At 62.5% G+C, this 26,835-nt stretch carries 27 protein-coding genes; 12 read left to right on the top strand and 15 right to left on the bottom strand.

The features are described from left to right. Positions 1 to 46: 46 nt before the first annotated feature. A complete protein-coding gene (locus ACODSJ_RS20630; protein ID WP_489103493.1) occupies positions 47 to 838 on the bottom strand; it encodes a dienelactone hydrolase family protein in 792 nt (263 codons plus the stop codon). 144 nt (positions 839 to 982) lie between these two features. On the opposite strand from ACODSJ_RS20630, the gene ACODSJ_RS20625 reads away from it, so the two are divergent. From ACODSJ_RS20625 to ACODSJ_RS20615, 3 genes are all read left to right on the top strand, one after another. Then, complete coding sequence (locus ACODSJ_RS20625; RefSeq protein ID WP_489103492.1) at positions 983 to 1,582, top strand: hypothetical protein; 600 nt, start codon at positions 983 to 985, stop codon at positions 1,580 to 1,582. 107 nt (positions 1,583 to 1,689) lie between these two features. Further along, a complete protein-coding gene (locus ACODSJ_RS20620) occupies positions 1,690 to 2,367 on the top strand; it encodes a response regulator (protein ID WP_489103491.1) in 678 nt (225 codons plus the stop codon). After that, entirely contained in the window at positions 2,364 to 3,710 is a 1,347-nt protein-coding gene (locus tag ACODSJ_RS20615; protein WP_489103490.1) for an ATP-binding protein, read from the top strand. Before ACODSJ_RS20620 ends, ACODSJ_RS20615 begins: the two co-directional genes overlap by 4 nt. 177 nt (positions 3,711 to 3,887) lie before the next feature. Here ACODSJ_RS20615 and ACODSJ_RS20610 read toward each other — a convergent pair whose 3' ends face one another. Continuing rightward, positions 3,888 to 4,886 carry an AraC family transcriptional regulator gene (locus ACODSJ_RS20610; RefSeq protein ID WP_489103489.1) on the bottom strand — a complete coding sequence of 333 codons (999 nt, stop codon included), beginning with the start codon at positions 4,884 to 4,886 and terminating at the stop codon, positions 3,888 to 3,890. A 333-nt stretch (positions 4,887 to 5,219) separates the two neighbouring features. On the opposite strand from ACODSJ_RS20610, the gene ACODSJ_RS20605 reads away from it, so the two are divergent. Then, positions 5,220 to 6,572 (top strand): dicarboxylate/amino acid:cation symporter, encoded by a 1,353-nt coding sequence (locus ACODSJ_RS20605; RefSeq protein WP_489103488.1) that lies wholly within the window; start codon positions 5,220 to 5,222, stop codon positions 6,570 to 6,572. 141 nt (positions 6,573 to 6,713) lie between these two features. On the opposite strand, the gene ACODSJ_RS20600 is transcribed toward ACODSJ_RS20605, so the two are convergent. Then, complete coding sequence (locus tag ACODSJ_RS20600) at positions 6,714 to 7,208, bottom strand: SprT family zinc-dependent metalloprotease (RefSeq protein WP_489103487.1); 495 nt, start codon at positions 7,206 to 7,208, stop codon at positions 6,714 to 6,716. Positions 7,209 to 7,377: 169 nt separating this feature from the next. Beyond that, positions 7,378 to 7,980 carry a Yip1 family protein gene (locus ACODSJ_RS20595; protein WP_489103486.1) on the bottom strand — a complete coding sequence of 201 codons (603 nt, stop codon included), beginning with the start codon at positions 7,978 to 7,980 and terminating at the stop codon, positions 7,378 to 7,380. Positions 7,981 to 8,382: 402 nt separating this feature from the next. Here ACODSJ_RS20595 and ttcA point away from each other — a divergent pair, with 402 nt between their 5' ends. Further along, positions 8,383 to 9,207 carry a tRNA 2-thiocytidine(32) synthetase TtcA gene (gene ttcA / locus ACODSJ_RS20590; protein WP_489103485.1) on the top strand — a complete coding sequence of 275 codons (825 nt, stop codon included), beginning with the start codon at positions 8,383 to 8,385 and terminating at the stop codon, positions 9,205 to 9,207. Positions 9,208 to 9,246: 39 nt separating this feature from the next. After that, positions 9,247 to 9,921, top strand: a complete 675-nt coding sequence (locus ACODSJ_RS20585; RefSeq protein ID WP_489103484.1) for a DNA-3-methyladenine glycosylase I — start codon at positions 9,247 to 9,249, stop codon at positions 9,919 to 9,921. Positions 9,922 to 10,005: 84 nt separating this feature from the next. Here ACODSJ_RS20585 and ACODSJ_RS20580 read toward each other — a convergent pair whose 3' ends face one another. From ACODSJ_RS20580 to arsC, 3 genes are read right to left on the bottom strand one after another with little or no spacing between them, the layout of a single operon-like run. Further along, complete coding sequence (locus ACODSJ_RS20580; RefSeq protein WP_489103483.1) at positions 10,006 to 10,431, bottom strand: DUF2069 domain-containing protein; 426 nt, start codon at positions 10,429 to 10,431, stop codon at positions 10,006 to 10,008. Next, positions 10,424 to 11,029, bottom strand: a complete 606-nt coding sequence (wrbA, locus tag ACODSJ_RS20575; protein ID WP_489103482.1) for an NAD(P)H:quinone oxidoreductase — start codon at positions 11,027 to 11,029, stop codon at positions 10,424 to 10,426. Before wrbA ends, ACODSJ_RS20580 begins: the two co-directional genes overlap by 8 nt. Beyond that, positions 11,026 to 11,379: an arsenate reductase (glutaredoxin) gene (gene arsC / locus ACODSJ_RS20570; RefSeq protein WP_489103481.1), complete on the bottom strand. Its 354-nt coding sequence runs from the start codon at positions 11,377 to 11,379 to the stop codon at positions 11,026 to 11,028. The genes wrbA and arsC overlap by 4 nt, the downstream gene beginning before the upstream one ends. A gap of 115 nt (positions 11,380 to 11,494) precedes the next feature. On the opposite strand from arsC, the gene ACODSJ_RS20565 reads away from it, so the two are divergent. Continuing rightward, a complete protein-coding gene (locus ACODSJ_RS20565; RefSeq protein WP_489103480.1) occupies positions 11,495 to 11,962 on the top strand; it encodes a TlpA family protein disulfide reductase in 468 nt (155 codons plus the stop codon). 198 nt (positions 11,963 to 12,160) lie between these two features. On the opposite strand, the gene ACODSJ_RS20560 is transcribed toward ACODSJ_RS20565, so the two are convergent. From ACODSJ_RS20560 to ACODSJ_RS20545, 4 genes are all read right to left on the bottom strand, one after another. After that, positions 12,161 to 12,565, bottom strand: coding sequence for an META domain-containing protein (locus ACODSJ_RS20560; RefSeq protein ID WP_489103479.1), 405 nt, complete (start codon positions 12,563 to 12,565; stop codon positions 12,161 to 12,163). Then, positions 12,565 to 12,999, bottom strand: coding sequence for a hypothetical protein (locus ACODSJ_RS20555; RefSeq protein ID WP_489103478.1), 435 nt, complete (start codon positions 12,997 to 12,999; stop codon positions 12,565 to 12,567). The genes ACODSJ_RS20560 and ACODSJ_RS20555 overlap by 1 nt, the downstream gene beginning before the upstream one ends. 190 nt (positions 13,000 to 13,189) lie before the next feature. Beyond that, positions 13,190 to 14,179: a 2-hydroxyacid dehydrogenase gene (locus ACODSJ_RS20550; RefSeq protein ID WP_489103477.1), complete on the bottom strand. Its 990-nt coding sequence runs from the start codon at positions 14,177 to 14,179 to the stop codon at positions 13,190 to 13,192. Positions 14,180 to 14,246: 67 nt separating this feature from the next. Continuing rightward, the gene (locus tag ACODSJ_RS20545; protein ID WP_489103476.1) at positions 14,247 to 16,997 is read right to left on the bottom strand and encodes a response regulator; all 2,751 of its coding nucleotides are present in this window, start codon (positions 16,995 to 16,997) and stop codon (positions 14,247 to 14,249) included. A gap of 406 nt (positions 16,998 to 17,403) precedes the next feature. On the opposite strand from ACODSJ_RS20545, the gene cysM reads away from it, so the two are divergent. The 5 genes from cysM (at position 17,404) to ACODSJ_RS20520 (ending at position 23,593) form a co-directional block, all read left to right on the top strand. Further along, complete coding sequence (gene cysM / locus ACODSJ_RS20540; protein WP_489103475.1) at positions 17,404 to 18,306, top strand: cysteine synthase CysM; 903 nt, start codon at positions 17,404 to 17,406, stop codon at positions 18,304 to 18,306. Then, complete coding sequence (gene rlmD / locus ACODSJ_RS20535; protein ID WP_489103474.1) at positions 18,306 to 19,676, top strand: 23S rRNA (uracil(1939)-C(5))-methyltransferase RlmD; 1,371 nt, start codon at positions 18,306 to 18,308, stop codon at positions 19,674 to 19,676. The genes cysM and rlmD overlap by 1 nt, the downstream gene beginning before the upstream one ends. Before the next feature lie 99 nt (positions 19,677 to 19,775). Next, on the top strand, positions 19,776 to 22,022 hold the full coding sequence (gene relA / locus ACODSJ_RS20530) for a GTP diphosphokinase (RefSeq protein WP_489103473.1): 2,247 nt from the start codon (positions 19,776 to 19,778) through the stop codon (positions 22,020 to 22,022). 171 nt (positions 22,023 to 22,193) lie between these two features. Then, the gene (gene mazG / locus ACODSJ_RS20525) at positions 22,194 to 23,027 is read left to right on the top strand and encodes a nucleoside triphosphate pyrophosphohydrolase (RefSeq protein WP_489103472.1); all 834 of its coding nucleotides are present in this window, start codon (positions 22,194 to 22,196) and stop codon (positions 23,025 to 23,027) included. 26 nt (positions 23,028 to 23,053) lie between these two features. Then, the gene (locus tag ACODSJ_RS20520; RefSeq protein ID WP_489103471.1) at positions 23,054 to 23,593 is read left to right on the top strand and encodes a DUF2058 domain-containing protein; all 540 of its coding nucleotides are present in this window, start codon (positions 23,054 to 23,056) and stop codon (positions 23,591 to 23,593) included. Between the two features lie 104 nt (positions 23,594 to 23,697). Here the strand turns inward: ACODSJ_RS20520 and ACODSJ_RS20515 are convergent, their stop codons facing one another. The 4 genes from ACODSJ_RS20515 to purM form a co-directional block, all read right to left on the bottom strand. After that, positions 23,698 to 23,892: a hypothetical protein gene (locus tag ACODSJ_RS20515; protein WP_489103470.1), complete on the bottom strand. Its 195-nt coding sequence runs from the start codon at positions 23,890 to 23,892 to the stop codon at positions 23,698 to 23,700. A gap of 398 nt (positions 23,893 to 24,290) precedes the next feature. Next, entirely contained in the window at positions 24,291 to 25,004 is a 714-nt protein-coding gene (locus ACODSJ_RS20510; RefSeq protein WP_489103469.1) for a DUF3108 domain-containing protein, read from the bottom strand. 8 nt (positions 25,005 to 25,012) lie between these two features. Beyond that, positions 25,013 to 25,663, bottom strand: a complete 651-nt coding sequence (gene purN / locus ACODSJ_RS20505; protein ID WP_489103494.1) for a phosphoribosylglycinamide formyltransferase — start codon at positions 25,661 to 25,663, stop codon at positions 25,013 to 25,015. A gap of 5 nt (positions 25,664 to 25,668) precedes the next feature. Then, a complete protein-coding gene (gene purM, locus ACODSJ_RS20500) occupies positions 25,669 to 26,727 on the bottom strand; it encodes a phosphoribosylformylglycinamidine cyclo-ligase (protein WP_489103468.1) in 1,059 nt (352 codons plus the stop codon). Positions 26,728 to 26,835: the final 108 nt, after the last annotated feature.

The following is a 26,835-nucleotide window of genomic DNA, read 5'->3' as shown; positions in this document are numbered from 1 at the left end:
AAAAACCCCCTCGCCACAATGGAACCCGTTCCATACAGGCTATGCGTCAACCAAAGATTTTCTTGAAGAACACTTTCATATCTGCCCACGACTTTTCATCGGCTTGCTTGTTGTAGCCAATGTCCGGCCCACCGTGTTCGCCGTGGCTCAAACGGTCGGCGTCGGGGTTGCTGAAACCGTGCTTGGCGCCTTCGAGGCTGACGAATTTATAGTCGGCGCCGGCCTTGTCCATCTCGCTCTTGAAGGCGCTGACGTTGTCCTGGGTGACCATGCTGTCCAGGGCGCCATGCTCGACCAGCAGCTTGGCCTTGACGCTGCCCGGTGTCGCTGGAGTGTTGGTCACCAGCGCGCCGTGGAAGCTCACCACGCCGGCCAGGGGCACACCTTGGCGCGCGGCATCGAGCACCACCTTGCCGCCGAAGCAGTAGCCGATGGCGGCGAGCTTGTCCGGATCGGTCTGGGGTTGTTGCTTCAAGAGGTCCAGCCCGGCCTGGAAGCGGGCACTGGCGGCCGCACCGTCCTTGAGCGCTGCCTGCATGAAGGCCATGGCGTCGTTAGGGTGTTCGGTGTTCTTGCCGTCGCCGTACATGTCGATGGCCAGGGCGCTGTAGCCCAGGCCCGCAAGGTCACGGGCGCGGCGCTTGGCGTAGTCGTTCAACCCCCACCATTCATGCACCACCACCACGCCCGGGCGCGGGCCTTTCACCGCGTCGTCATAGGCGTAATAGCCCATCAGCCGGGTGCCGTCGGCGCTGGTATAGGGAATCTCCTGGGTCTGGATGGCGGCGTGGCTCACACCACTCAAGGCCAGAAGTACAACAGCAAGCAGCCTGCGCATGACGAATCTCCTTATAAAAATGGTCCGCACAGATTAGCCGATTCATTCAGCGCCGGTTCAGAGAACGTTCAAGGGGTGTTCAGGGACCGCTGGTTAAGGTGGCTGCGACTTCACGAACCTCCCACGTTCCAAAGGAGCTTGACCATGACTCAGATGAAAAAACTGCTGCTGGCGTTCACCGTGCTGGGCGCCAGCGCCCTGGCCCACGCCGATGACAATTTCGCCAGCCTGACCCTTGGCCAGACCAGCGACAAGGTGAAGAAATCCGACGCCTTGGACACCGCCCTGAATAACCCGAACGCCGATGGCGTCATCGGCAAGGACACCACTTACGGCATTCGGCTGGGCCGGCAGAACGATCAGGGCCGCTACTACGCCACCTACGACAACGTCTCGGGCACCCACAACGGTATCAAGCTGCGCCAGGAAAACCTGCTGGGCAGTTACGATCTGTTCTATCCGGTCACCGGCAGCACCAAGTTGTTCGGCGGCGGTACGGCGGGCCTGACCAAGCTGACCCAGGATTCTCCCGGCTTCAGCCGTGACAGCGACATCGGCTACGCGGTGGGCTTGCAGGGCGGCGTACTGCAACAAATTTCGCAGAACACCTCGGTGGAACTGGGTTACCGTTACCTGCGCAGCAACGCCAGCACCGAGATGAGCCCGCACGGCGGCGCCAAAGTCGGCTCGCTGGACCTGACCAGCAGCGCGCAGACGTATTTGTCCGCCAACTACACGTTCTAAGCGGCCAAGGGTGAACGCGTGTCCCGCCGGGTCGGTTCACACCGATCCGGCGCCTTTGCTTGGGATGCGCCGCGCCGGATTATCTGATTTGCCTGGGGAGAGGCTCCATGAAATTACTGGTCGTCGAAGATGAAGCACTGCTGCGGCATCACCTGCAAACCCGTCTCACCGACAGCGGCCATGTGGTGCAGGCGGTGGCCAACGCCGAAGAGGCCTTGTACCAGGTCCGCGAGTTCAACCATGACCTGGCGGTGATCGACCTGGGCCTGCCGGGTATCAGCGGGCTGGAGCTGATCCGTCGGTTGCGCTCCCAGGACCAGACCTTCCCGATCCTGATCCTCACCGCTCGCGGGAATTGGCAGGACAAGGTCGAAGGCCTGGCTGCCGGGGCCGATGACTACGTGGTCAAGCCGTTCCAGTTCGAAGAGCTGGAGGCCCGGCTCAATGCCTTGTTGCGTCGCGCCAGTGGCTTCACCCAGTCGACGATCGTGGCCGGCCCGTTGTTGCTGGACCTCAACCGCAAACAGGCGTCCCTCGACGAGCAACCGTTGGCATTGACCGCCTACGAATACCGGATCCTGGAATACCTGATGCGTCATCACCAGCAGGTGGTGGCCAAGGACCGCCTGATGGAACAGCTTTACCCCGATGACGGCGAGCGCGACCCGAATGTCATCGAGGTCCTGGTCGGGCGCCTGCGCCGCAAGCTGGAAGCCCCGGCCGGCTTCAAACCGATCGACACCGTGCGGGGCCTGGGCTACCTGTTCAATGAGCGCTGCCAGTGATTCGTTCGCTACGGCTGCGATTGATGCTGGCCGCCATGACCCTGGCGGCGCTGTTCATGGTGGCGCTGTTGCCGGCCATGCAAGGTGCGTTCAGCCTGGCGTTGCAGGAATCCATCGAGCAACGCCTGGCCTCGGACGTCACCACGCTGATTTCCGCCGCGCGGGTGGAGAACAATCGCTTGAAGATGCCGGCGCAGTTGCCCGATGAGCGCTTCAATCTCGCCGACGCGCGTTTGCTGGGCTACATCTATGACCGCGAGGGGCGGTTGGTCTGGCGGTCGAAGGCCACCCAGGAAGAAAGCATCAACTACATGCCCCGCTATGACGGCCAGGGCAACCAGTTCGCGCGCATCCGTGAGAACGACGGCCAGGAGTTCTTCGTCTATGACGTCGAGGTCAAGCTGCTGGGCGGCCAGAGCGCCGCGTTCAGCATCGTCACGTTGCAACCGGTGCGTGACTATGAGTCGACCCTTCAAGGGCTGCGGGAAAAACTCTACCTGGGCTTTGGCGCGGCATTGGTGGTGTTGCTGGCGTTGCTGTGGATCGGCTTGACCTGGGGGCTTCGCGCCTTGCGACGCCTGAGCCAGGAGCTGGACGAAATCGAAAGCGGCGCCCGGGAAAGCCTCAGTGGCGAACACCCCCGGGAGCTGTTGCGCCTGACCGGCTCGCTCAACCGTTTGCTGTACAGCGAACGGGAACAGCGCAGCCGCTATCGCGATTCCCTCGATGACCTGGCCCACAGCCTGAAGACCCCGCTGGCGGTGTTGCAGGGCGTGAGCGAAGACCTGGCCCGGCGGCCCGAGGAGCGTGGGCAGGCGTGGGTGTTGCAAACCCAGATCGAGCGCATGAGCCAGCAGATCGGTTACCAGTTGCAGCGCGCCAGCCTGCGCAAGAGCGGGCTGGTGCGTCATCAAGTGCGCTTGCGCCCGGTGCTGCAAAGCCTGTGCGACACCCTCGATAAGGTCTATCGCGACAAACGGGTCAACGTGCATGTCGATTTGCCGGAGCATTGCCAGGTACCGATCGAGCAAGGTGCTTTGCTGGAAATGCTCGGCAACCTGTTGGAAAACGCCTATCGGTTGTGCCTGGGAGAGGTGCGCATCAGCGTCCACCAGACCCTGGCCGGGATGGAGTTGTGCGTCGAGGACGATGGGCCAGGCGTGCCGCCGGACCAGCGCGCGCGGATTCTGCAGCGTGGCGAGCGGCTGGATCGCCAGCATCCGGGTCAGGGGATCGGCCTGGCCGTGGTCAAGGACATCATCGACAGCTACGGCGCCCGGCTGACCCTGGGGGATTCGGAACTGGGCGGGGCGGCGTTCCGGATACTTTTTCCGGTGGTTTGACTGAATATTCTTGGTGTTCCGGAGAGCCCCTGTGGCGAGGGAGCTTGCTCCCGCTCGAGTGCGCAGCGCTCGCAAGTTCTGGGGCTGCTCCGCCCGAAGCGTCGGACCGTCCCAGCGGGAGCAAGCTCCCTCGCCACAGGGGGGCGGCGGCGCTCCACATAGATTGAATGACTCCCCTTAGTTTTCCTGCGTCCGATAAGCCCCCGGCGTCACCCCCGTCCACTTCTTGAACGCCCGGTGAAACGCCGAAGGTTCCGAGAATCCCAAGTGCTCGGCGATCTGCTGTAACGACAGGTCTGCGCGGCCCAGATGGTAGATGGCGATATCCCGCCGCAGTTGATCCTTGAGGTCTTGGAAGCGGGTGCCTTCCTCGCGCAGGTGCCGGCGCAGCGTCTGTGGGCTGATGTGCCAATGGGCCGCGACGGTGTCCAGGTCGGGCCAGCGTGCCGTTTCGCGGCTGAGCAGGTGGCGCAACTGGCTGCTCAGGCTATGGCCATCATCGGGGCGCGACAGCAGGTCGGCGGGCGAGCGTTCGAGGAAATGCTTGAGGGTCCGTTCATCCTGCAGCAGCGGCATGTCCAGGTAGCGGCTGTGGAACGACAGGCTGCTGCGGTGGGCCGCGAACACCAGCGGGCAAGGGAACAGCAAGTCGTACTCGGCCCCGTGGGCGGGCCTGGGGTAGCCGAAGGTCGCTTGTTCCAGGCTGATGCGCCGTCCGATCAGCCAGCTGGCAAGGCGATGCCAGGTCACCAGCAGGCTCTCGCTCAAGAAATGGTCCGGGTCCCGCAGGGTGGATTCGTCCAGCACCAGCCGCACGGTCTCGCCTTCGGTCTCCAGCGTCAGGCCCGGAGCGTCGGGGAACAGGTCGTAGAACAGCACGCCACGTTGAAGGGCCTTGCCCAGGGTCCGACAGTGAATCAACGTGTGGCACATCATGGCAAACGTCCCGGGTTTACTCAGCGCCCGGCCGAACCCCAGGTATTCATCTCCCAGGGCCTGCCACAGCGCCTGCAACAGGCAGGCGAACTGCTCTGGCGCAATCCGCGCGCGCGGCTCATCCAAAAGCTCTGGGCTGATGCCCACCTGTTGCAGCACTGGCAAATAGTCGAAGCCTTGCCGACGCGCGCCACCCAGGGCGGCGCGGGCGAAGTGGCTGGCGATCGTGCGTTGGCGCATGACAAAAAATCCGTCCGTTAAGCGGGCGATGGTAGCAGGGCAGGGCGGTTGAACAAGGCGGATATCCGCCAAATCCAGGGACAGAGAACGGCCTGTGGGCGGAAATCCGCCACCGTATAAAGGCGTTTAACGCTCTGTGGAATTCAACAACCCGTCTGCTATACCGAATGTAGGGCGTTTCGTAAAAATGGCATGCGCGTTGCAATACGTTACGTAGGTCTGCAGCGTGCAGCCGACAAAAACAAATCCCTCCGGTCAGGAGGGTTCGCAAAGTTGAGGTGCCGTGGACGACAGGTGGAAGTCGTCGAGCGGGACTCTTGAGGAAGGTTTGCCATGACGACTCGTCAGCCCCTGTACAAATCCTTGTATTTCCAGGTGATCGTAGCCATTGCCATCGGCATTTTGCTCGGCCACTTCTACCCGCAGACCGGTGTGGCCCTCAAACCGTTCGGTGACGGCTTCATCAAGTTGATCAAAATGGTCATTGCCCCGATCATCTTCTGTACGGTGGTCAGCGGTATCGCCGGCATGCAGAACATGAAATCGGTCGGCAAGACCGGCGGCTATGCACTGCTGTACTTCGAAATCGTCTCCACCATTGCCCTGCTGATCGGCCTGGTCGTGGTCAACGTCATCCAGCCGGGCAACGGCATGCACATCGACGTGTCGACCCTGGACACCAGCAAGATCGCCGGTTTCATCTCGGCCGGTAAAGACCAGAGCATCATCGCCTTTATCCTCAACGTGATCCCGAACACCATCGTCGGTGCCTTCGCCAACGGCGACATCCTGCAAGTGCTGATGTTCTCGGTGCTCTTCGGTTTCGCCCTGCATCGCCTGGGTGCCTATGGCAAGCCGGTGCTGGAATTCATCGATCGCTTCGCCCACGTGATGTTCATCATCATCAACATGATCATGAAGCTGGCCCCGCTCGGTGCGTTCGGCGCCATGGCCTTCACCATCGGCGCCTACGGTGTCGGTTCGCTGGTGCAACTGGGCCAGCTGATGATCTGCTTCTACATCACTTGCGTGGTGTTCGTGCTGGTGGTGCTGGGCGCCATCTGCCGCGCCCACGGCTTCAGCGTGATCAAGCTGGTGCGCTACATCCGTGAAGAACTGCTGATCGTGCTGGGCACTTCCTCGTCGGAATCGGCCCTGCCACGCATGCTGATCAAGATGGAGCGCCTGGGTGCCAAGAAATCCGTGGTTGGCCTGGTTATCCCGACTGGCTACTCGTTCAACCTCGACGGTACTTCGATCTACCTGACCATGGCGGCGGTGTTCATCGCCCAGGCCACCGACACCCAAATGGACCTGACTCACCAGATCACCCTGTTGCTGGTGCTGCTGCTGTCGTCCAAAGGCGCGGCTGGCGTGACCGGCAGTGGCTTCATCGTACTGGCAGCGACCCTGTCGGCGGTGGGCACCTTGCCAGTGGCGGGCCTTGCCCTGATCCTGGGTATCGACCGCTTCATGTCCGAAGCCCGCGCCCTGACCAATCTGGTGGGCAACGCGGTTGCCACCATCGTGGTTGCCAAGTGGGTCAAGGAGCTGGATGAGGACGTGCTGCACGCCGAACTGGCTTCCGGCGGTCGCGGCATCTCCGACGTCCGTGAAGACGACGAGCAGATCGCGGCGGCGCAGATTGCAGCGGCTGAGTCTTCTGCTCCAGGCACTGTGAAGTAATTTCAGGTCGCAATGAAAAAACCCGCTTCGGCGGGTTTTTTCATGGGGCGCAGCAAAGGCCGTCACTGCTCCTGTGGGGGAGTGCGCTTGTGTGGGAGCAAGGCTTGCCCGCTATGAGGCCAGCCCAGGCACCACAAACGCTTATTCCACCCGCGTCTCGCCGCTGAACACCAAGGTCTGCCGGCAACTGCGGCACAAATACCGCCGCCCCTGATGCACCAGGCGGTGACGCTGGGCCGAGAAGGGGAAGTCGCTGCCGTCGCACGGGCATTTATAGATGTAGCGGGTTACGCTGCGGCGTTTGATTTCGTAGGTGTGGCAGCGGTTGGGTGGCAGTTCGTACACGCCGCGCATGATCAATTGCCACTCTTCGCCATGGGGCTGGATGCGCTCGCCAAACAGTTGATGGGCGATCAGGTGCGCGACTTCGTGGGCGACGGTCTGCTTGAGGAAGTCTTCGGCGTTTTCCCGGTACAACTGGGGATTGAAGCGCAGCAGGTTCTCATGCAGGTGCGCGACGCCAGCCTTCTGGCCGCGCAACTTGAGGCTGACCACCGGGCGTTTGAAAGGACGTTTGAAAAAGGATTCGGCTTGTTGGTAACACTCTTCGACGCGGGTATTGAGTGGTTCGAGCATGCTTTACGGGTCTCCAGAAACGCGAGTATGCCGCAAGCGCCGGCCGTTGCGAATCGCCCAGGTGCCCAGTGGTCGCCTCGGTCTTCGCGCAGACAAGAAGGCCGCCTTGCGGCGGCCTGTGCGATGCAACCCGTTGCCCTGGTCAGGCCAGCGGGTGTGCCTCAACGCGTCAGTTGGTATAGATCGGGCCCACGCCCAGCCCCCAGACGATCACCGTGAACGCCATGATGGCGACGAGCACCACCAGGCCGACGGCGAGTACCGAGCTGGAGAACAGGAAGCCTTCGTCCTGGGGAATGTTCATGAAGGTCGGCAAGCCTACATACAGCAGGTAGACCGTGTAGCAGATCGCGGCCGTACCGACGATCATGCCCAGCCACATGTGTGGGTAAAGCGCCGCCAGGCCGCCGACGAACAGCGGTGTCGCGGTGTAGGTGGCGAACGCCACGCAACGGGCCAGGCTCGGGTTGGCATCGTAGGTGCGGGCCATCCAGTGAATGAAGGCACCCATCACCGCCACCCCGCCCAGCATGGCGAGGTACGACATGATGGTCATCCATAGCGCGCTTTCCAGGGTGAGCATCACCGGTGGTCGATTGCCGATGACCCATCCCACCTGCGTGGTGCCGATGAACGCCGACACGGCCGGAATGGCCGCCAGGATCAACGTATGGGTGAGATACATGTGGCTGATGCTTTCCTCCTGATCGCCACGGATGTCTTTCCATTCTTGATCAGGGTGGGTAAAGAGCCCCACGACATGATGGATCATAGTCAGTCACTCCTTCGTTAGTGCCATCGCCCCCCAAACGGAGCGCCTACGGGCCAGCGGCCAAGTAAGTAAAGGTCTGGATATGCGTGCGACCTTATGTCGCAGTATAGGAAGGAGTTACCCCGAGGGGGATGGGGGGCTTAGAGCAAATCGCGCTGTAGTGGGAGGTGCTAATCGCCGATGGGTCTGTGTGCACTTCTAGGTCAGGAATTTCACCCTGTAACGGGACCATTGTGGGAGCAAGGCTTGCCCGCGATGGAAGCGATGCGGTCTTTCAGGAACCGAGGTGTCTGTTCGCGAGCAAGCTTTGCTCCCACAATCCTCTGGCCACGGGGCGGTGCCACATCCGGGATTTTTTGCGTAAAATGCCGCCCCTTCGTCACACCTCACGGATTTCGCGTCATGGGCACTCTTACGGTCAACCAGAACAAACTGCAAAAGCGCCTGCGCCGCCAGGCCGGTGAGGCTGTCGCCGATTTCAACATGATCGAGGACGGCGACAAGGTCATGGTCTGCCTGTCCGGCGGCAAGGACAGCTACACCTTACTCGATGTGCTGATGCATCTGCAGAAGGTTGCGCCGATCAAGTTCGACATCGTGGCGGTGAACATGGACCAGAAGCAGCCCGGGTTCCCCGAGGATGTGCTGCCGGCCTACCTCGAGTCGCTGGGTGTGGAGTATCACATCGTCGAGAAAGACACCTATTCGGTGGTCAAGGAGCTGATTCCCGAAGGCAAGACCACCTGTTCGCTGTGCTCGCGCCTGCGCCGTGGCACGCTGTACACCTTCGCCGACCAGATCGGTGCGACGAAGATGGCCCTGGGTCACCATCGCGACGACATCGTCGAGACCTTCTTCTTGAACATGTTCTACAACGGCTCGCTCAAGGCCATGCCGCCCAAGTTGCGCGCCGATGACGGGCGCAACGTGGTGATCCGCCCGCTGGCCTATTGCAGCGAAAAAGACATCCAGGCCTATTCGGACTTCAAGCAATTCCCGATCATCCCCTGCAACCTGTGCGGCTCCCAGGAAAACCTGCAACGCCAGGTGGTCAAGGAGATGCTCCAGGAATGGGAACGCAAGACCCCGGGCCGTACCGAAAGTATCTTCCGTGGCTTGCAGAATGTCGTCCCGTCGCAACTGGCCGACCGCAACCTGTTCGACTTCACCAACCTTCGCATCGATGAAAGCGCCACGCCTCGGTTCGTCAACGTGGTGAACCTTTAACGTTCCCCACCGCTTTTGTTTCCCATCCCAGGAGAGGGCATGCGCGATTACAAGTGGTTGCACGAGTACTGTCTGAACCGCTTCGGTTCGGCGGCTGAGCTGGAGGCTCATCTGCCCGTTCCCAAGACCCCGGCGCAACTGCGTCAGATCAGCGATGATCGCTACCTCTCGACCCTGGCGCTGCGGGTGTTTCGCGCCGGCCTCAAGCACAGCCTGGTGGACGCCAAATGGCCGGCCTTCGAAGAGGTGTTCTTCAATTTCGATCCGGAGAAGGTCGTGCTGATGAGCGCCGAGCACCTGGAGCGGCTGATGCAGGACACGCGGATCATCCGCCACCTGGGCAAGCTCAAGAGCGTGCCGCGCAACGCGCAATTGATACTGGATGTGGCCCATGAAAAAGGCAGCTTCGGTGCACTGGTCGCCGACTGGCCGGTGACCGACATCGTCGGCCTGTGGACCTACCTGAAGAAACACGGCCATCAACTCGGCGGGCACTCGGCGCCGCGCTTCCTGCGGATGGTGGGCAAGGACACCTTCACGGCCAGCTATGACGTGGTGGCCGCGCTCAATGCCCAGGGCATCATCGACAAGGCGCCCACCAGCCTGCGGGACCTGGCGACGATGCAGGCTGCTTTCAACCAGTGGCATGAAGAGAGTGGCGGACGGCCGATGTCGCAGATCTCGATGATGCTGGCGTATACCGTCAATCATTAAAACCGCGTCGCTTCCTTCGCGAGCAAGCCCGCTCCCACGTTGGATTCTCCCAGTGGGAGCGGGCTTGCTCGCGAAAGCGGTGTATCAGGCGACGGAAGGTTCGCCTTCCCCCGCCAGGCGCCGGTTCAACTGAAACCGCCAGCGCACATACAGCAACGCCGAGCAGAACACTGCCAGGCTCGCCGCCATTTCCAGGAAGCCGAACCACTGCCGGTTCGGGTCATAGGCGGCCAGTGCTCCCTTGATGAAATACAGGTTCACCACGAAGCACATCCACGAATGCCCGCGGGGGCTGCCGCTGATCATGCCCGGCGCGAGGATCAGCAGCGGTATCAGCTCGATCAGCAGGATTACCCAAGGGCGCGCGCCGTGCAGGTCGGCGATCAGCAGGTAGTACGCACTCAGCAACCCCGCCAGGCCGAAAAAGCACAGCAGGCTGAGGACCCGGGCGATGCGTACCCGAGGTTCCAGCCACTGGATCGGCGGCAGGATTTTCGGCTTCTTAGCCACGGCCGTTCTCCAGCAATTGGGCGGTTTTCGCCAGGCGCGAGCCCAAGGCGCGGCACAGGGCGATTTCATGTTCGTTCAAGCCGCTTTTACCGTCGGCCCCGGCGTGATGGCTCGGGCCGTAGGGCGTGCCGCCGCCCTGGGTGTCGATCAGCGCCGACTCGCTGTAGGGCAGGCCGGTGATGAGCATGCCGTGGTGCAACAGCGGCAGCATCATCGACAGCAGGGTGGTTTCCTGGCCGCCGTGCAGGCTGGCGGTGGAGGTGAACACCCCGGCCGGTTTGCCCACCAGGGCGCCGGTCAGCCACAGGTTGCTGGTGCCGTCGAGAAAGTACTTGAGCGGCGCGGCCATGTTGCCGAACCGGGTCGGGCTGCCCAGGGCCAGGCCAGCGCAGTTCTTCAGGTCATCGAGGGTGGCGTACAGCGGGCCTTGGGCGGGGATGTCCGGCGACACCGCCTCGCATTCGGCGGAAATCGCCGGCACCGTCCGCAGCCTGGCCTCCAGCCCGGCCTGCTCGATACCCCGGGCAATCTGCCGGGCCATTTCGTTGGTCGAGCCACTGCGGCTGTAATACAACACCAGGATGTACGGTGTGCTCACGGCAAGATCTCCAGGATCTTCTCCGTCGGGCGACCGATCACGGCTTTCTGCGCTGTTTCAAGGATGGGCCGCTCCATGAGCTTGGGGTGGGCGGCGATGGCGGCGATCAACTGGGCCTGGCTCAGGCTTTCGTCGGCCAGGTTCAGTTCCTTGTATTCGTCTTCGCCGGTGCGCAGCAGCTGTCGGGCGGGGATGCCGAGTTTGCCCAGCAGGCGTTCGAGCTGCGCAGCGTCGAGTGGGGTTTCCAGGTAGCGGACCACGGTGGGGGTCAGGCCACGGGCCTCCAACAGTTCCAGCGCACCGCGGGATTTGGAGCAGCGCGGGTTGTGATAAAGCGTCAGATCGGTCATGAGCAGGTCGCATCTTGCGTAAGGTGGCGGCTATTCTACTGTGCCGCGAGGCGCCCGGCATCTTGAGAGAGACAATGGGTCGCGGCAGCGTTCACATTCAGACAAGGATTGGCACATGGCAAGGCGATTGATGGCGGCACTGACACTCATGGGCATGGTGTTGCTCAGCGGTTGCGGCAACGACTACGGGGTGGACCAGAACGGCCAGGCCATTGCCTCGCAACGCCTGGACAAGCAATGGCTGGTGCTCAACTACTGGGCCGAATGGTGTGCGCCGTGCCGCACCGAAATCCCCGAATTCAATGCCTTGGCCGAACAGCTCAAGGGGCGCAATGTCGGCGTGTTCGGGGTCAATTTCGATCAGGTCCAGGGCGAAGAGCTCAAGAGCGCCAGCGACAAGATGGGCATTGGTTTCACGGTATTGGCCCGCGATCCGGCCGAGATCTTCGACCTGCCGCGCAGCGAAGGGCTGCCGGTGACGTACATCATCGACAACCACGGCAAGGTGCGCGAACAGTTGATGGGGGAACAGACGGCGGCGGGGGTGATGGCGAAGCTTGAGGCGTTGCAGGCGCTCAAATAACCCCTGTGTGAACATGAAAGCTTTTGTGGCGAGGGAGCTTGCTCCCGCTGGACTGCGTAGCAGGCCCTTGCGTTCTGTCTGTTGCATCGACGTGACAGATGTATCCGGGGCCGCTTCGCAGCCCAGCGGGAGCAAGCTCCCTCGCCACAGGGTTAGCCATGTCCCTGGTCCAAACAGGTGTCTGGGAGAGCGCCAGCCTCAGCCTTCCTCCAACCACCAACGCAACGGCTTGCCCTGGGCCGGCCAGAAGCGCATCTGCTCAAGGGGCGAGACGTCCCAGCGCTCGACCTTTTCCAAGGCCTGCAAAAAGCGCGTCTCTTGCTCCATCACCGCCGGGCCGCAGTGTTTGCGGGTGCTGCCGACCTTGCCGAAGCTCAGTTGGTGGCCTTCAAGGGTGTAGGGCGCGAACCAGTGGTTGCAACCGGCATTGCCGTAGGCACGGCCGTCATTGCCCAGGGTGATGGTCAAGTGGCTGTAGTCCATCAACGGACGCTCACCGATCCATTCCAGGATGTAGCTGCGGTCGCGCTGCAATTGCACCGGCTCGGCGACGCATCCCATCAGGCTGGCGCCGATCAGCATGCACAGGGCCAGGCGCTTCATCAAACGGCTGCCCGGCAGGCTGGGCACAGGTGTTTTTCACCTTCGGTGGTCCAGCCCAACTCGGCGATGCGCGCACTGGCGGCCGGTTTCTGGGCCTTGACGCCAAGCTTGGCATCCACGGCGAACTCGAAGCTCAACGCCTTGGCGCAGCGGTCGCAATTGACTTCCCAGGTATGGATCGCCAACTCGCCGAATACCGGGCCGGTGGTCATGGCAGTCCATTGACCCATGGGCTTGAGCAGGTGGCGGACGGTGTCCACGGTCAGGCGCATGGACAGGTCCTTGCTGCCCTTGAGGGTGACCAGCAGTACATCGTTGGCCTGGATCGAACCGCCGTTGCCGGTCACCTGGTACCGGCCCGGCGCCAGGGCGCGGACTTCGGTCAAGGTGTGTTGTGGGTTCATCAGGGTGTAGCGGAAATCGTGTTCGGCCATGGGTCCTCCAAATAGGCGCGACATGCTAGCACGGGGCGTGGCTTGGCACCGTCTCGATGGTGGGCAGGCGACGAAATCCACTGTGGGAGCGAGCCTGCTCGCGATGGCGATGGATCAGGCAGCCTTGATGTCAACTGACAGACCGCTATCGCGAGCAGGCTCGCTCCCACAGAAGGTGTGCTGGCTCAGGTCAGCTCTCTACAAGGTTCTGAGGCGCGCCAGCCGCCCAGGCCGCGATGTTGTCCAAGGTAGTCATGGCAATTGCCGCCAGCGCTTCCTGGGTCAGGAACGCCTGGTGGGCAGTGACGATCACGTTGGGGAAGGTCAGCAGCCGCGCCAGGACGTCGTCCTGCAAGGGCTGGTCGGAGCGGTCCTTGAAAAACAGCTGGGCCTCTTCTTCGTACACGTCCAGCCCCAGGTAGCCCAACTGACCACTTTTCAGGGCTTCGATCAGGGCGGGTGTGTCCACCAGCCCCCCGCGTCCGGTGTTGATCAACATGGCACCACGCTGCATGGCCGCCAGCGAGTCGGCGTTGATCAAGTGCCGGGTCTGCTCCGTGAGTGGGCAATGCAGGCTGATGATCTGCGCCTGGGCCAGCAGGTCGGCCAAGGGCAGGTAGCGGGCGCCCAGGGCTTCGACCTGCGGGTTGGGATACGGGTCGTAGGCCAGCAACTGGCAACCGAAGCCGGTCATGATCCGCGCAAACGTGGCGCCGATCTGCCCGGTGCCGATCACGCCGACGGTCTTGCCCACCAGGTCGAAACCGGTCAGGCCATGCAGGCTGAAATTGCCGTCGCGGGTGCGGTTGTAGGCGCGGTGCAGGCAGCGGTTGAGGGACATGATCAGCGCCACGGCGTGTTCGGCGACCGCATGGGGCGAGTAGGCCGGGACGCGCACGATGCTCAGCCCCAGGCGCTTGGCGGCGAGCAGGTCGACATGGTTGTAGCCGGCCGAGCGCAGGGCGATCAGCCGCGTACCGCCTTCGGCCAGCCGCTCCAGCACCGGGGCGCTCAGGTCGTCGTTGATGAACGCGCAGACCACTTCATGGCGCTCGGCCAGGGCCACGGTGTCCAGGTTCAGGCGGGCGGGTTGGAACTGCAATTCCAGGCCGGCGGGCACCGGGGCGTGGCTGAAACTGTCGCGGTCGTAGGTCTGGCTGCTGAATAGAATGACGCGCATGGCGACCTCCTTGAGGCGGGAATGGCCCCAGCTTAGCTGCTACGGGGGCCGTGCCTATTGCCCTGGATCAGGCACTGATGCGCGCTTCACTGGCCAGGCGCTCGATGGCGCGCTCCAGGTCCTCCAGGGCCAAGGCAGCCTTGGGGTCCTGTTGCTTGAGCAGGGTCTCGCTGCGCTGGCAGGCGGCGCGCAACTGTGGCACGCCGCAGTAGCGTGTGGCGCCGTGGAGGCGGTGGACCCGCTCGATCAGGGCATTCTGGTCGCCTGCCTCGCTGGCCTGGCGGATCGCTTCGCGGTCGGCCTCAAGCGATGCCAGCAGCATGGCCAGCATGTCTGCGGCCAGGTCGGCCTTGCCGGCGGCCAGGCGCAGGCCTTCTTCATGATCGAGCACCAACAGCTCGCTGGTGCCCTGGGCCTCGGCGTTGCGCTCGGGTGACTGATTGCGCAGGGCCAGGCCGGTCCATTTGAGCACCACCTGGGCCAGTTGCCGCTCGCTGATGGGCTTGGTCAGGTAGTCATCCATGCCGCTTTGCAACAGGGCGCGCTTTTCGTTGGCCATGGCATGGGCGGTGAGGGCGACGATCGGCAGCGGCGTGCAATGCCGCTCGCTTTCCCACTGCCGGATCGCTTCGGTGCTCTGGCGACCGTCCATGCCGGGCATCTGCACGTCCATCAGGACCAGGTCGAAGGTTTCCTTTTGCACGGCCTTGACCGCGGCATAGCCGCTTTCCACCGCCAGCACCTTGGCGCCCATGTCTTCGAGCAGGGTCTGCACCAGCAGCAAGTTGGCCGGGTTGTCGTCCACGCACAGCACCTTGGGCGCGCGGCTGATCACCGGCTCGCTGGGTTCGCTGCGGGTTGGACGCGGATTGACCAGGTCGGACAGCGAGCGGCGCAACTTGCGCGTGCAGGCCGGCTTGGCCTGCAATTGGCTGTGGGGGTTGGGCACGGAGAGGTGGTACAGGGTCTGCTCGGTGGTGGGGCACAGCACCAGGACCTTGCAGCCCAGGTGTTCGAGGTCCCAGATGTGCTGGTTGAGGCGCTCGGGCAGCATGTCATTGCTGGTGATGCCCAGCACCGCGAGGTCGATTGCCTGGTCGGTCTGGTGGGCGATGGTGACGCCGTTGGTCAGGCTTTCCAGGGTGTTGAACGGTGTCACTTGCAGGCCGCAATCTTCGAGCTGGTGCTGCAAGGCCTGGCGGGCCAGTTCATGGCTTTCCAGCACGGCCACCCGGCGTCCCAGCAGCGGTGGGCCGGGCAGGTCCTCGGCGTCGTCGCGGGTCTTGGGCAGGCGCAGGCTGATCCAGAACTCCGAACCTTCGCCCGGCGTGCTGTCGACGCCGATCTCACCGCCCATCTGTTCCACCAGGCGCTTGGAAATCACCAGGCCCAGGCCGGTGCCACCCGGTTGTCGGGACAGCGAGTTGTCGGCCTGGCTGAACGCCTGGAACAGCGCCCGGACGTCCTGGCTGGACAGGCCGATGCCGGTGTCCTGGATGCTGATGCGCAGCTGCACGCTGTCTTCGTGTTCATCTTCGAGCATGGCCCGGGCGACGATGGTGCCTTCACGGGTGAACTTGATCGCGTTGCTGACCAGGTTGGTGAGGATCTGCTTGAGGCGCAGCGGATCGCCCACCAGCGACAGCGGTGTGTCGCGGTAGACCAGGCTCACCAGTTCCAACTGCTTGGCGTGGGCGGCAGGGGCGAGGATGGTCAGGGTGTCCTGCAACAGGTCGCGCAGGTTGAAGGGAATGTTGTCGAGTACCAGCTTGCCGGCCTCGATCTTCGAAAAGTCGAGGATCTCGTTGATGATCCCCAACAGGCTGTCGGCCGATTTCTCAATGGTGCCCAGGTAGTCGAGCTGGCGCGGGGTCAGCTCGCTTTTCTGCAATAAATGGGTAAAGCCGAGGATGCCATTGAGCGGCGTGCGGATCTCGTGGCTCATGTTGGCCAGGAACTCGGACTTGATCCGGCTCGCTTCCAGGGCTTCTTTGCGCGCCAGGTCCAGTTCGATGTTCTGGATCTCGATGGTCTCCAGGTTCTGGCGCACGTCTTCGGTGGCCTGGTCGATGCTGTGCTGCAACTCTTCCTGGGCATTCTGCAAGGTGCCGGCCATGCGATTGATGCCCGACGCCAGCTCATCGAGTTCCTGGCTGCCCAGCGGTGGCAGGCGGGTTTCCAGGTGACCGTCCTTGAGTTGCGCCACTGCTTGCTTGATCTGGCTCAGGGGGCGATTGATCGTGCGGCCCATGCGCAGGGCCAGCAGTGCGGTCAAGCACAGGCCACCGGCAATCAGCAGCAGGCTGGCGAACAGGCTGCGGTAGCCACGCAGCAACATGTTGCTGTGGGACAGCTCCAACTCGACCCAGCCCAGCAGGCGGTCGGCTTCTTCAGGAATCAGCTCGCCGGCCAGGTTGCGGTGCCGGCCGAATACCGGCAACAGATAGCGCGTGGCGTCGTTGCCGGTGCGTTGCAACAACTGCACGCTGTTGCCCTCCGGCACCCGGTTGAGCATGGTCGGGCCAGCATGGGCCAGTGACGAGCGGTCGGGGGCAAGGAAAGTGACGGCGCGCACATCGGCCTGTTCAAGGGACTGGGTGGCGATGCGCTCCAGCAGTTCGGTGTCCTGGCGGCTCAGGGCCGGGGCGACCAGCGGGGCAAGCTGTTCGGCAATCATCTCGCCACGTTGCAGCAACTGGGCATGCAAGTCCGACTGCTGCATCCAGGTGAAATAGCCGCCCAGGACCAGCGCCATCAGGCTGGTCGGCAACAGGGTCAGCAACAGCACGCGGCCTTTGATTCCCAGTTTCTTGAGCACACTTGTCTCCTGCATCCAGCGGTCTGATTGACGTTGCGCGCATCCCGGCACGCAATACCTGCGCAGTGTAGCGATTTGCGGGCGGGCGATCTTCGTAAAATTCGTGTCGTGGGGGATCTCAACTGCCCTGCGGTCTTGCATAAGGCTGCGACAATTCAGCCGAGCGCGGCCCCTGTGGCGAGGGAGCTTGCTCCCGCTGGGCCGCGAAGCGGCCCCCAAAAACGGCCTGACACATCGCGAACCCAGGCTTTTTGGGCTGCCGCGCAGCCCAGCGGGAGCAAGCTCCCTCGCCACGAGGGGGTGCTGCTTATTCCTATAAGCCATAACCACCATACTTTGCGTGATATGGCCTGGCAGGGTTTGCCGGTATGATAGGCACCCCCGCAGCCCGGATTGCGAATACGCCATGACTCTGCAGTACCCCACCATCGCCGATTGCGTCGGCAACACCCCGCTGGTCCGTTTGCAACGCCTGCCTGGCGATACCAGCAACACGCTTTTGCTCAAGCTCGAAGGGAACAACCCGGCGGGTTCGGTCAAGGACCGGCCGGCGCTGTCGATGATCACCCGTGGCGAATTGCGCGGGCAGATCCAGCCTGGCGATACGCTGATCGAAGCGACCTCCGGCAACACCGGTATCGCGCTGGCGATGGCGGCTGCGATCAAGGGCTACAAGATGATCCTGATCATGCCCGACAACTCCAGCGCCGAGCGCAAGGCAGCCATGACCGCCTACGGCGCCGAGCTGATCCTGGTGACCCAGGAAGAAGGCATGGAGGGCGCCCGCGACCTGGCCGAGAAGATGCAGGCCGAGGGACGTGGCAAGGTGCTGGACCAGTTCGCCAATGGCGACAATCCCGAGGCCCACTACACCACCACCGGCCCCGAGATCTGGCGCCAGACACACGGCACCATCACCCATTTCGTCAGCTCGATGGGCACCACCGGCACCATCATGGGCACCTCGCGCTATTTGAAAGAACAGAACCCGAATGTGCAGATCGTCGGCCTGCAGCCGATGGAAGGCGCGGCCATCCCGGGCATTCGTCGCTGGCCCGAAGAGTACCTGCCGAAGATCTACCAGGCTGAGCGCGTGGACCGCATCATCGACATGGCCCAGCGCGAAGCCGAGGACGTGACCCGTCGCCTGGCGCGTGAAGAAGGCATCTTCTGCGGCGTGTCCTCGGGCGGTGCCGTGGCGGGGATGCTGCGCCTGTCGAAGGAACTTGAGAATGCAGTGATCGTTGCGATCATCTGCGACCGCGGCGACCGCTACCTGTCGACCGGCATTTTCGACGCGCCCAACTGATGGCCAAGCATGAACGAGGCCTGCGCTTCCAGCCCAGCGGCGGAAGCCGGGCGCCACAAGTGCCCACCGGCAAGAAGCAGCGCTTGACCATCGAGCGCCTGGCCAATGACGGCCGCGGCATTGCGTTTGTCGAGGGGCGTACCTGGTTTGTCATCGGTGCCCTGGCCGGCGAGGAGGTCGAGGCGCGGGTGCTGGGTGCCCACGGCAAAGTGGTCGAGGCGCGTACCGAGCGTGTGTTCGTGCCCAGTGAGTTGCGTCGTGCGGCGCCGTGCGTCCATGCCGGTCGTTGTGGCGGCTGCAGCGTCCAGCATTTGCCCCATGATGAACAGCTTGCCCTGAAGCAGCGCATGCTCGCCGAGCAGTTGTCGCGCGTGGCCGCTGTGGAACCGGATGAATGGGCCGCACCGTTGAGCGGGCCGGAGTTCGGCTACCGGCGTCGCGCCCGCGTGGCGGTGCGCTGGGACCAGAAAACGAAAAGACTTGAAGTGGGTTTTCGCGCCGCTGGCAGCCAGGACATCGTTGCCATCGGCGATTGCCCGGTGCTGGTACAGCCCTTGCAGCCGATCATGACCCAGTTGCCGGACATGCTCCGGCGCTTGAGCAAACCCCAGGCGCTGGGGCATGTGGAATTGTTCGCTGGCTCGTCCCTGGCCGTGTTGTTGCGGCACATGGCGCCGCTGTCGGACGCAGACCTGACGGTCCTCAAGGATTTCTGTGCCGCTCATGCGGCGCAGTTGTGGTTGCACGGTGAAGGTGAGCCGCAACCGGTCGATCCCGGGCAGACCCTGGGTTATCGCCTGCCCACCTGGGACCTGGAGCTGGCTTACCGACCGGGGGATTTCATCCAGGTGAATGCCGGGGTCAATGAGGCGATGATCGCCCAGGCCTTGCAATGGCTGGCGCCCCAACCCGAGGAGCGGGTGCTGGATCTGTTCTGTGGACTGGGCAACTTCGCCTTGCCGCTGGCCCAGCGCGTGCGCGAGGTGGTGGCGGTGGAAGGCGTGCAGACCATGGTGGACCGTGCGGCGGCCAACGCTATCAGCAACAATTTGCATAACACTGCGTTTTTTCAGGCCGATTTATCCCAGCCGCTGGCGGGGGCGCAATGGGTCGGCGAAGGCTTTTGTGCGGTACTCTTGGACCCACCCCGTGACGGTGCTTACGAGGTGGTACGCAAGCTGGCGTCCCTGGGCGCCAGGCGTTTGGTCTATGTATCGTGCAACCCGGCAACTTTGGCCCGGGATACGGTCGAATTGATCAAGCAGGGCTACCGGTTAAAACGTGCCGGGATTCTCGATATGTTTCCTCAGACGGCGCATGTCGAGGCCATGGCGTTATTTGAAGCGAGCCAGGATGGCTTGTCCGATTGACCCGTTCGTGTCACCGCCACAGCCCTGGGCGCAAACACGGGCAACGAAGGTCAGCGATGCTGACGCATTGAATCTGCGTCGTAGGGAAGGTAAGTAAAGATGGTACAGGTGAGAGCACACCAGCCGATCAACACCGACGGCAGTATCAATCTCGAGGCTTGGCTCGACCACACGGTCAGTATCGACATGGCACTGGACCGTGAAGCCTTGAAAGAAGCCTGCGAGTTCGCTCGCGAGGCCGAACAGCAGCACAACGCGGCGAAGAACCTGTGGTCCGAAGGCACCTCGAGTTTTCATACGGGCCTGGAAATCGCCGAGATCCTCGCCGACCTCAAGCTCGACCAGGATTCACTGGTGGCCGCAGTCCTGTATCGCGGTGTCCGCGAAGGCCAGATCCAGTTGCCGGTGGTCAGCCAGCGCTTCGGCGCGGTGGTCGCCAAGTTGATCGACGGCGTGCTGCGCATGGCCGCCATCAGCGCCAGCCTTAGCCCACGGCACTCCATGGTCCTGGGCACCCAGGGCCAGGTGGAGAATCTGCGCAAGATGCTGGTGGCGATGGTCGACGACGTGCGCGTCGCGTTGATCAAGCTGGCCGAGCGTACCTGCGCGATCCGCGCCGTGAAATCCGCCGATGACGAGAAACGCCATCGCGTCGCCCGCGAAGTGTTCGATATCTACGCGCCCCTGGCCCACCGCCTCGGGATCGGTCACATCAAGTGGGAGCTGGAGGACCTGTCCTTCCGCTACCTGGAACCCGACCAGTACAAGCAGATCGCCAAGCTGTTGCATGAGCGGCGGCTGGACCGCGAGCGCTTCATCACCGACGTGATGACCCAGTTGCGCGAAGAGTTGCAGGCCACCGGCGTGGAAGCCGACATCAGCGGCCGGGCCAAGCACATCTATTCCATCTGGCGCAAAATGCAGCGCAAGGGCCTGGAATTCAGCCAGATCTACGACGTTCGCGCCGTTCGGGTCCTGGTGCCGGAAATGCGCGACTGCTACACCGCGCTGGGGATCGTCCACACCTTGTGGCGGCACATTCCCAAGGAGTTCGACGACTACATCGCCAACCCGAAGGAAAACGGCTATCGCTCGCTGCACACGGCGGTGATCGGTCCGGAAGGCAAGGTGCTGGAAGTGCAGATCCGCACCCACGCCATGCACGAGGAAGCCGAGCTGGGCGTCTGCGCCCACTGGAAATACAAGGGCACCGACGTCAAGTCTGGCTCCAACCACTACGAAGAAAAGATCTCCTGGCTGCGCCAGGTCCTCGAGTGGCATGAGGAACTGGGTGACATCGGTGGCCTGGCCGAGCAACTGCGGGTCGATATCGAACCGGACCGGGTCTACATCTTCACCCCCGACGGCCACGCCATCGACCTGCCCAAGGGTGCGACGCCACTGGACTTCGCGTACCGGGTCCATACCGAGATCGGCCACAACTGCCGTGGCGCCAAGATCAACGGGCGCATCGTGCCGCTCAACTACAGCCTGCAGACCGGTGAGCAGGTCGAGATCATCACCAGCAAGCACGGCACGCCGAGCCGCGACTGGCTGAACCCGAACCTGGGCTACATCACCACGTCGCGGGCGCGGGCGAAAATCGTCCACTGGTTCAAACTGCAGGCGCGCGACCAGAACGTCGCCGCCGGCAAGACCCTGCTCGAGCGCGAGCTCACCCGCCTGGGCCTGCCACAGGTGGACTTCGAGAAGCTGGCCGAGAAGGCCAACATGAAGACCGCCGAGGACATGTTCGCTGCCCTGGGGGCCGGCGACTTGCGCCTGGCGCAATTGGTCAACCTGGCCCAGCAACTGGTGGAACCGGAGCGTGGCAACGAGCAACTGGAGCTGATTCCCCGCAAGGCCGCCGGCTACAAGCCGGGCAAGCGCGGCGACATCCAGATCCAGGGCGTGGGCAACCTGATGACCCAGATGGCGGGCTGCTGCCAGCCGTTGCCGGGGGATGCGATCGTCGGCTATATCACCCAGGGCCGTGGCGTGAGCATTCACCGCCAGGACTGCGCCTCGGTGCTGCAACTGGCCGGTCGCGAGCCGGAGCGGATCATTCAGGTCAGCTGGGGTCCGGTGCCGGTGCTCACCTATCCGGTGGACATCGTCATCCGCGCCTACGACCGTTCCGGCCTGCTGCGCGACGTGTCCCAGGTGCTGCTGAACGAGCGGATCAACGTGCTGGCGGTCAACACCCGGTCGAACAAGGAAGACAACACCGCGCTGATGTCCCTGACCATCGAGATCCCGGGGCTGGATGCACTGGGGCGGTTGCTGGGACGGATTTCCCAGTTGCCGAACATCATCGAGACCCGGCGTAACCGCACGCCGGGTTAAGCCCGATTTGATATGGGAACAAGCCTGTGGGAGCAAAGCTTGCTCGCGATGACGGTAGCCCAGCCTCAATAGGGGGGGGGCGCCACCTCAGTCGCGAGCAAGCTTTGCTCCCACAGGTTTGCTCCATTGGGTTATTTCCCACAGCGTGTTGTGTGATGAGATGGATTTGCAATGTATAGCCTCGAAGACCTGCTCCACCTGATGAACCGTCTGCGGGACCCGCAGTACGGCTGTCCGTGGGACATCAAGCAAACCTACGCCACCATCGTCCCCCATACCCTGGAAGAAGCCTACGAAGTGGCCGATGCCATCGAGCGCGGCGATTTCGATCACTTGCAGGGCGAGTTGGGCGACCTGTTGTTCCAGGTGGTGTATTACAGCCAGTTGGCGCGGGAAGAAAATCGCTTCGAATTCGCCGGCGTGGTCGACAGCATCACCCGCAAGTTGGTCCGTCGCCATCCCCACGTGTTTCCTACCGGCGACCTGTATGCGCCGGTCGACGTGCCGCGCCTGAACGAAGAGCAGGTCAAGCAGCGTTGGGAAGAAATCAAGGCCGAGGAGCGGGCCGAGAAGGCTGCGGCGCCGGAGCAATTGTCGTTGCTCGACGATGTACCGGCGGCGCTGCCGGCGTTGTCCCGCTCGGCGAAGCTGCAAAAGCGTGCCGGACAGGTCGGTTTCGACTGGCCGGGCCCGTTGCCGGTGCTGGACAAGGTGCGGGAGGAGTTGGACGAAGTACTCGAAGCCATGGCTGACAACGATCCGACAGCCATCAGCGACGAGATCGGCGACCTGCTGTTCAGTGTGGTGAACCTGGCCCGGCATCTGAAGGTCGATCCGGAAACCGCACTGCGGGCCGCCAACGGAAAGTTCGAGCGACGTTTCCGATTTATCGAACAGGCATTGCGCGACACCCACCGTCCCATGGAAGATTGCACCCTCGAAGAATTGGACGCCTTGTGGGGCGAAGCCAAACGTCAGGAAAAGAATTTGCCCAGCTGTGGCTGAGGCCGTTGCCTAAGTGAGTAAGCACCATGAGCCTTTCCCTTCGCGACCAATTGCTCAAAGCCGGGTTGGTCAACCAAAAGCAGGCCAAGCAGGTCGGCAAAGAGAAACAGAAACAGCAGCGCCTGGCCCACAAAGGCCAGATCGAACTGGATGATTCCCAGCAGCGTGCGGCCCAGGAGGCCATGGCCGAGAAGGTCAAGCGCGACCAGGAACTCAATCGTCAGCAGCAGGAAAAGGCCGAACAGAAAGCTCGGGCTGCGCAGATCAAGCAATTGATCGAAGTGTCGCGCCTGCCGAAGTTGACCACCGAAGACTATTACAACTTCGTCGACGACAAGAAGGTCAAGCGCCTGTCGGTCAACACGCTGATGCGCAACAAGCTGAGCAGCGGTTCACTGGCGATCGTCCACCACGCCGGTGGCTACGAAGTGATCCCGCGCGAAGCTGCACTGAAAATCCAGGAGCGCGACCCCAAGCGGATCGTCCAGCTCAACACCCAGACCGAAGAAGTGGATGCGGATGATCCGTACGCGGCGTATCAGATTCCGGATGATTTGATGTGGTAAGCCGGACCGCAAGCTAAATAATTGGTGGGGGCTGAGGGAACATTTGTAGATCTTTGTGGGAGCAAGCTTTGCTCCCACAGGCAGGTCCACAGAGTTTTGTTCGTTCAGGATTCTGCTGTTTCGTGCGAGCGCTGCCTTTCCTGGTATTCCAGCTCAGCCTTGTAGCTTTGTGCATCCGTCTCGGAGTGAAACATCCCCACTAGCAAATCCTGCTGGTGCACGTCCCAGATCCGGATCCCGGCGGCAATCCCTTCATGGGGCATATGAGCGTCGTCGCGTTCAGTTACTTTCACAGTCATCTGGCAAGCTCCCATCTCTATTATCTGCAGCAAGGCATGTGCAGGGCTTTGTTATAGATTTTGATAGCTGGCTAAGTAAACGCTTCGACCGGTTAAGAAGTTTTCATGAAAATCGCCACCGTCCTGCAGGCCAGGTGGTGCGCGGCATTCGGTCGCAGGTGGGGTTCATGAAGAAGGTTTCATGGTGCGCTAGTAATTGCGCGATAAAAGCCAAACCCTGTGGGAGCGAGCCTGCTCGCGATAGCGGAGTTTCAGGCAACATCACCGCTAACTGATGCACCGCCATCGCGAGCAGGCTCGCTCCCACAGGTTGATTGCCAACAGGTTCATGGGAGTGGGCTTGAAATCCGCGCATTAAAAAGCCCCGCATGTGCGGGGCTTCTTGTTATCGGCTTGGATCAACTGCCTTTCACAGCCTTGCCATTGACCGTACCGTCCAGGAGCATGATGTTGTACTCCTTGCCGTCGGTCTCGACCTGTTGCAGGCGTACCAGCAGGTAGTCCCAGTCCTTGGCGAACCAGAGCACGGTGATGCGTTTGCTTTGTGTCGGGTCGCGCACGCGTTCTACCTTGATCGCGTCGATCTGGCCGGCCTTGGTGTCGACCTTTTCCGAGCCCAGCACGCGGAAGTCATAGGTATCGACTTCGCCATCATCGACCACCTGATAGCTCATGCTTTTCTTGCCGTTTGCCACGTCGTGTTGCAGGGCCAATTGATAGGTGGACTTGTCGACCATGCCGCGGTTGAGCGGCAACTTGACCGCATCGCCGCGATCGACCCCGGTGACCATCTTGGCGTTCCAGTCGAAGTCCAGGTCCGCCTTCTTGGCTTTGCCCAGGCCACCGCGTTCGAAGTGGTAGGACTGCGGCAGCAGGGTGTCCTTGTCCAACGTCAGGGTGCTTTCTTCGGTCAGGCTGGCGATCATCATCGAAGCCTTGAAACTCAGCTTCCAGGTGCCGTTGGCTTCCTTGGTCAGGCTACGCTCGGCGGTGCCGCTCATGGGCAACTGCTTCCAGTCGGCGGTGTAGCTGGCGGAGAACGGTTGAAGGTCCGCAGCCTGTGCCAGGGGCAAGGCGAGCAGGGCACAGGCGAAGAGCAGGGCGCGACGCATAAAATCTCCTAGTCTCGAATCAAATGGCCGCTGGCGGCGAGCAACTGGCCGTCCAGTGAAGCACCGCGATCATCCAGGGTCAGCCGTCCTTCGGCAAACCAACGCACGGCCATCGGGTAGATCTGGTGCTCCCGGGCGTGAACCCGTTGCGCCAGGCTTTGCGGCGTGTCGTGCAACTCTACCGGTATTACTGCCTGTACGACCAGAGGTCCGCCATCGAGTTCCTCGGTGACGAAGTGCACCGAGCAGCCGTGCTCAGTGTCTCCGGCCTCCAAGGCCCGCTGATGAGTGTGTAACCCTTTGTATTTGGGCAGCAGCGAGGGATGGATATTGAACAGCCGCCCCTGATAGTGGCGTACGAAACCGGCGCTGAGGATGCGCATGAAACCGGCCAGGACGACCAGTTGCGGATTGAAGGCGTCGATCTGTTCGATCAGCGCGGCGTCGAAGGCTTCACGGCTCTCGAACGCCTTGTGATCCAGGATGCGGGTGTCGATACCCGCGTCCTTGGCACGTTGCAGGCCATAGGCATCGGCGCGGTTGGAAATCACCGCGCGGATACGGACCGGGCTGTCGCCGGTCCGTGCGCTGTCGATCAGGGCCTGCAGGTTACTTCCGGTGCCGGACAACAGCACCACGACATCACAGGTCGCAGACATCTGCATCAGTGAGCCTTAAGGTTTTTCAACTCGACCTGGGCAGCGCCTTCGGCGGCAGCGGCGATCTGGCCGATGACCCAAGGTTGCTCGCCGGCTTCGCGCAGTACGTTCAGGGCTGTCTCGACGTGCTCCTGGGCCACGCAGATCACCATGCCCACGCCGCAGTTCAGCACGCGGTGCATTTCGGTCTCGTCGACGTTGCCTTTTTCCTGCAGCCAGTCGAACACCGCCGGGCGGGTCCAGCTCGCCACGTCGACCACCGCCTGGGCGCCTTTTGGCAGCACGCGCGGGATGTTGTCCAGCAGGCCACCGCCAGTGATGTGGGCCATGGCCTTGACGGCGCCGGTGTCCTTGATCAGCTTGAGCAGCGGCTTGACGTAGATGCGGGTCGGTGCCATCAGCAGGTCGGTCAGCGGCTTGCCGTCGAGCTGGGTGTTCTCGATGTCGGCGCCGGACACTTCGATGATCTTGCGGATCAGCGAGTAGCCGTTGGAGTGCGGGCCGGAGGACGGCAGGGCGAGCAGGGCGTCACCGGTGGCGACTTTCGAACCGTCGATGATCTCGGCTTTTTCCACGACGCCGACGCAGAAGCCGGCCAGGTCGTAGTCTTCGCCTTCGTACATGCCTGGCATTTCAGCGGTTTCGCCGCCGACCAGGGAGCAGCCGGACAGCTCGCAGCCGGCGCCGATGCCAGTCACGACCTGGGCGGCGGTGTCGACGTTCAGCTTGCCGGTGGCGTAGTAGTCGAGGAAGAACAGCGGCTCGGCGCCGCAGACCACCAGGTCGTTCACGCACATGGCCACCAGGTCGATGCCGATGCTGTCGTGCTTGTTCAGGTTCAGGGCCAGGCGCAGCTTGGTGCCGACGCCGTCGGTGCCCGAGACCAGCACCGGTTGCTTGTAGCCGGCCGGGATCTCGCAGAGGGCGCCGAAACCGCCCAGGCCGCCCATGACTTCAGGGCGCGCGGTGCGCTTGGCGACGCTCTTGATGCGTTCGACCAATGCTTCACCGGCGTCGATGTCTACACCGGCGTCCTTGTAGCTCAGGGAGGGTTGCTTGCTCATGATCCAGGCCTTTAGGGGGAATTTCTGGGTAACGACCGACTGTCAGGGGCGGTGAATAACCGTTGTACGAATTATTCCGGGTACCCTGCCGTTGCCGGTCTGCGAAGG

Source organism: Pseudomonas sp. FG6, assembly GCF_057809015.1.
This window is presented reverse-complemented; position numbering and strand designations above follow the sequence as displayed.

Excerpts from the sequence above, each read along its gene's own strand:
- ACODSJ_RS20630 (WP_489103493.1), bottom strand. The coding sequence starts at position 838 with ATGCGCAGGCTGCTTGCTGTTGTACTTCTGGCCTTGAGTGGTGTGAGC.
- ACODSJ_RS20625 (WP_489103492.1), top strand. The coding sequence starts at position 983 with ATGACTCAGATGAAAAAACTGCTGCTGGCGTTCACCGTGCTGGGCGCC.
- ACODSJ_RS20620 (WP_489103491.1), top strand. The coding sequence starts at position 1,690 with ATGAAATTACTGGTCGTCGAAGATGAAGCACTGCTGCGGCATCACCTG.
- ACODSJ_RS20610 (WP_489103489.1), bottom strand. The coding sequence starts at position 4,886 with ATGCGCCAACGCACGATCGCCAGCCACTTCGCCCGCGCCGCCCTGGGT.
- ACODSJ_RS20605 (WP_489103488.1), top strand. The coding sequence starts at position 5,220 with ATGACGACTCGTCAGCCCCTGTACAAATCCTTGTATTTCCAGGTGATC.
- ACODSJ_RS20600 (WP_489103487.1), bottom strand. The coding sequence starts at position 7,208 with ATGCTCGAACCACTCAATACCCGCGTCGAAGAGTGTTACCAACAAGCC.
- ACODSJ_RS20595 (WP_489103486.1), bottom strand. The coding sequence starts at position 7,980 with ATGATCCATCATGTCGTGGGGCTCTTTACCCACCCTGATCAAGAATGG.
- ttcA (WP_489103485.1), top strand. The coding sequence starts at position 8,383 with ATGGGCACTCTTACGGTCAACCAGAACAAACTGCAAAAGCGCCTGCGC.
- ACODSJ_RS20585 (WP_489103484.1), top strand. The coding sequence starts at position 9,247 with ATGCGCGATTACAAGTGGTTGCACGAGTACTGTCTGAACCGCTTCGGT.
- arsC (WP_489103481.1), bottom strand. The coding sequence starts at position 11,379 with ATGACCGATCTGACGCTTTATCACAACCCGCGCTGCTCCAAATCCCGC.
- ACODSJ_RS20565 (WP_489103480.1), top strand. The coding sequence starts at position 11,495 with ATGGCAAGGCGATTGATGGCGGCACTGACACTCATGGGCATGGTGTTG.
- ACODSJ_RS20560 (WP_489103479.1), bottom strand. The coding sequence starts at position 12,565 with ATGAAGCGCCTGGCCCTGTGCATGCTGATCGGCGCCAGCCTGATGGGA.
- ACODSJ_RS20555 (WP_489103478.1), bottom strand. The coding sequence starts at position 12,999 with ATGGCCGAACACGATTTCCGCTACACCCTGATGAACCCACAACACACC.
- ACODSJ_RS20550 (WP_489103477.1), bottom strand. The coding sequence starts at position 14,179 with ATGCGCGTCATTCTATTCAGCAGCCAGACCTACGACCGCGACAGTTTC.
- cysM (WP_489103475.1), top strand. The coding sequence starts at position 17,404 with ATGACTCTGCAGTACCCCACCATCGCCGATTGCGTCGGCAACACCCCG.
- rlmD (WP_489103474.1), top strand. The coding sequence starts at position 18,306 with ATGGCCAAGCATGAACGAGGCCTGCGCTTCCAGCCCAGCGGCGGAAGC.
- relA (WP_489103473.1), top strand. The coding sequence starts at position 19,776 with ATGGTACAGGTGAGAGCACACCAGCCGATCAACACCGACGGCAGTATC.
- mazG (WP_489103472.1), top strand. The coding sequence starts at position 22,194 with ATGTATAGCCTCGAAGACCTGCTCCACCTGATGAACCGTCTGCGGGAC.
- ACODSJ_RS20520 (WP_489103471.1), top strand. The coding sequence starts at position 23,054 with ATGAGCCTTTCCCTTCGCGACCAATTGCTCAAAGCCGGGTTGGTCAAC.
- ACODSJ_RS20515 (WP_489103470.1), bottom strand. The coding sequence starts at position 23,892 with ATGACTGTGAAAGTAACTGAACGCGACGACGCTCATATGCCCCATGAA.
- ACODSJ_RS20510 (WP_489103469.1), bottom strand. The coding sequence starts at position 25,004 with ATGCGTCGCGCCCTGCTCTTCGCCTGTGCCCTGCTCGCCTTGCCCCTG.
- purN (WP_489103494.1), bottom strand. The coding sequence starts at position 25,663 with ATGTCTGCGACCTGTGATGTCGTGGTGCTGTTGTCCGGCACCGGAAGT.
- purM (WP_489103468.1), bottom strand. The coding sequence starts at position 26,727 with ATGAGCAAGCAACCCTCCCTGAGCTACAAGGACGCCGGTGTAGACATC.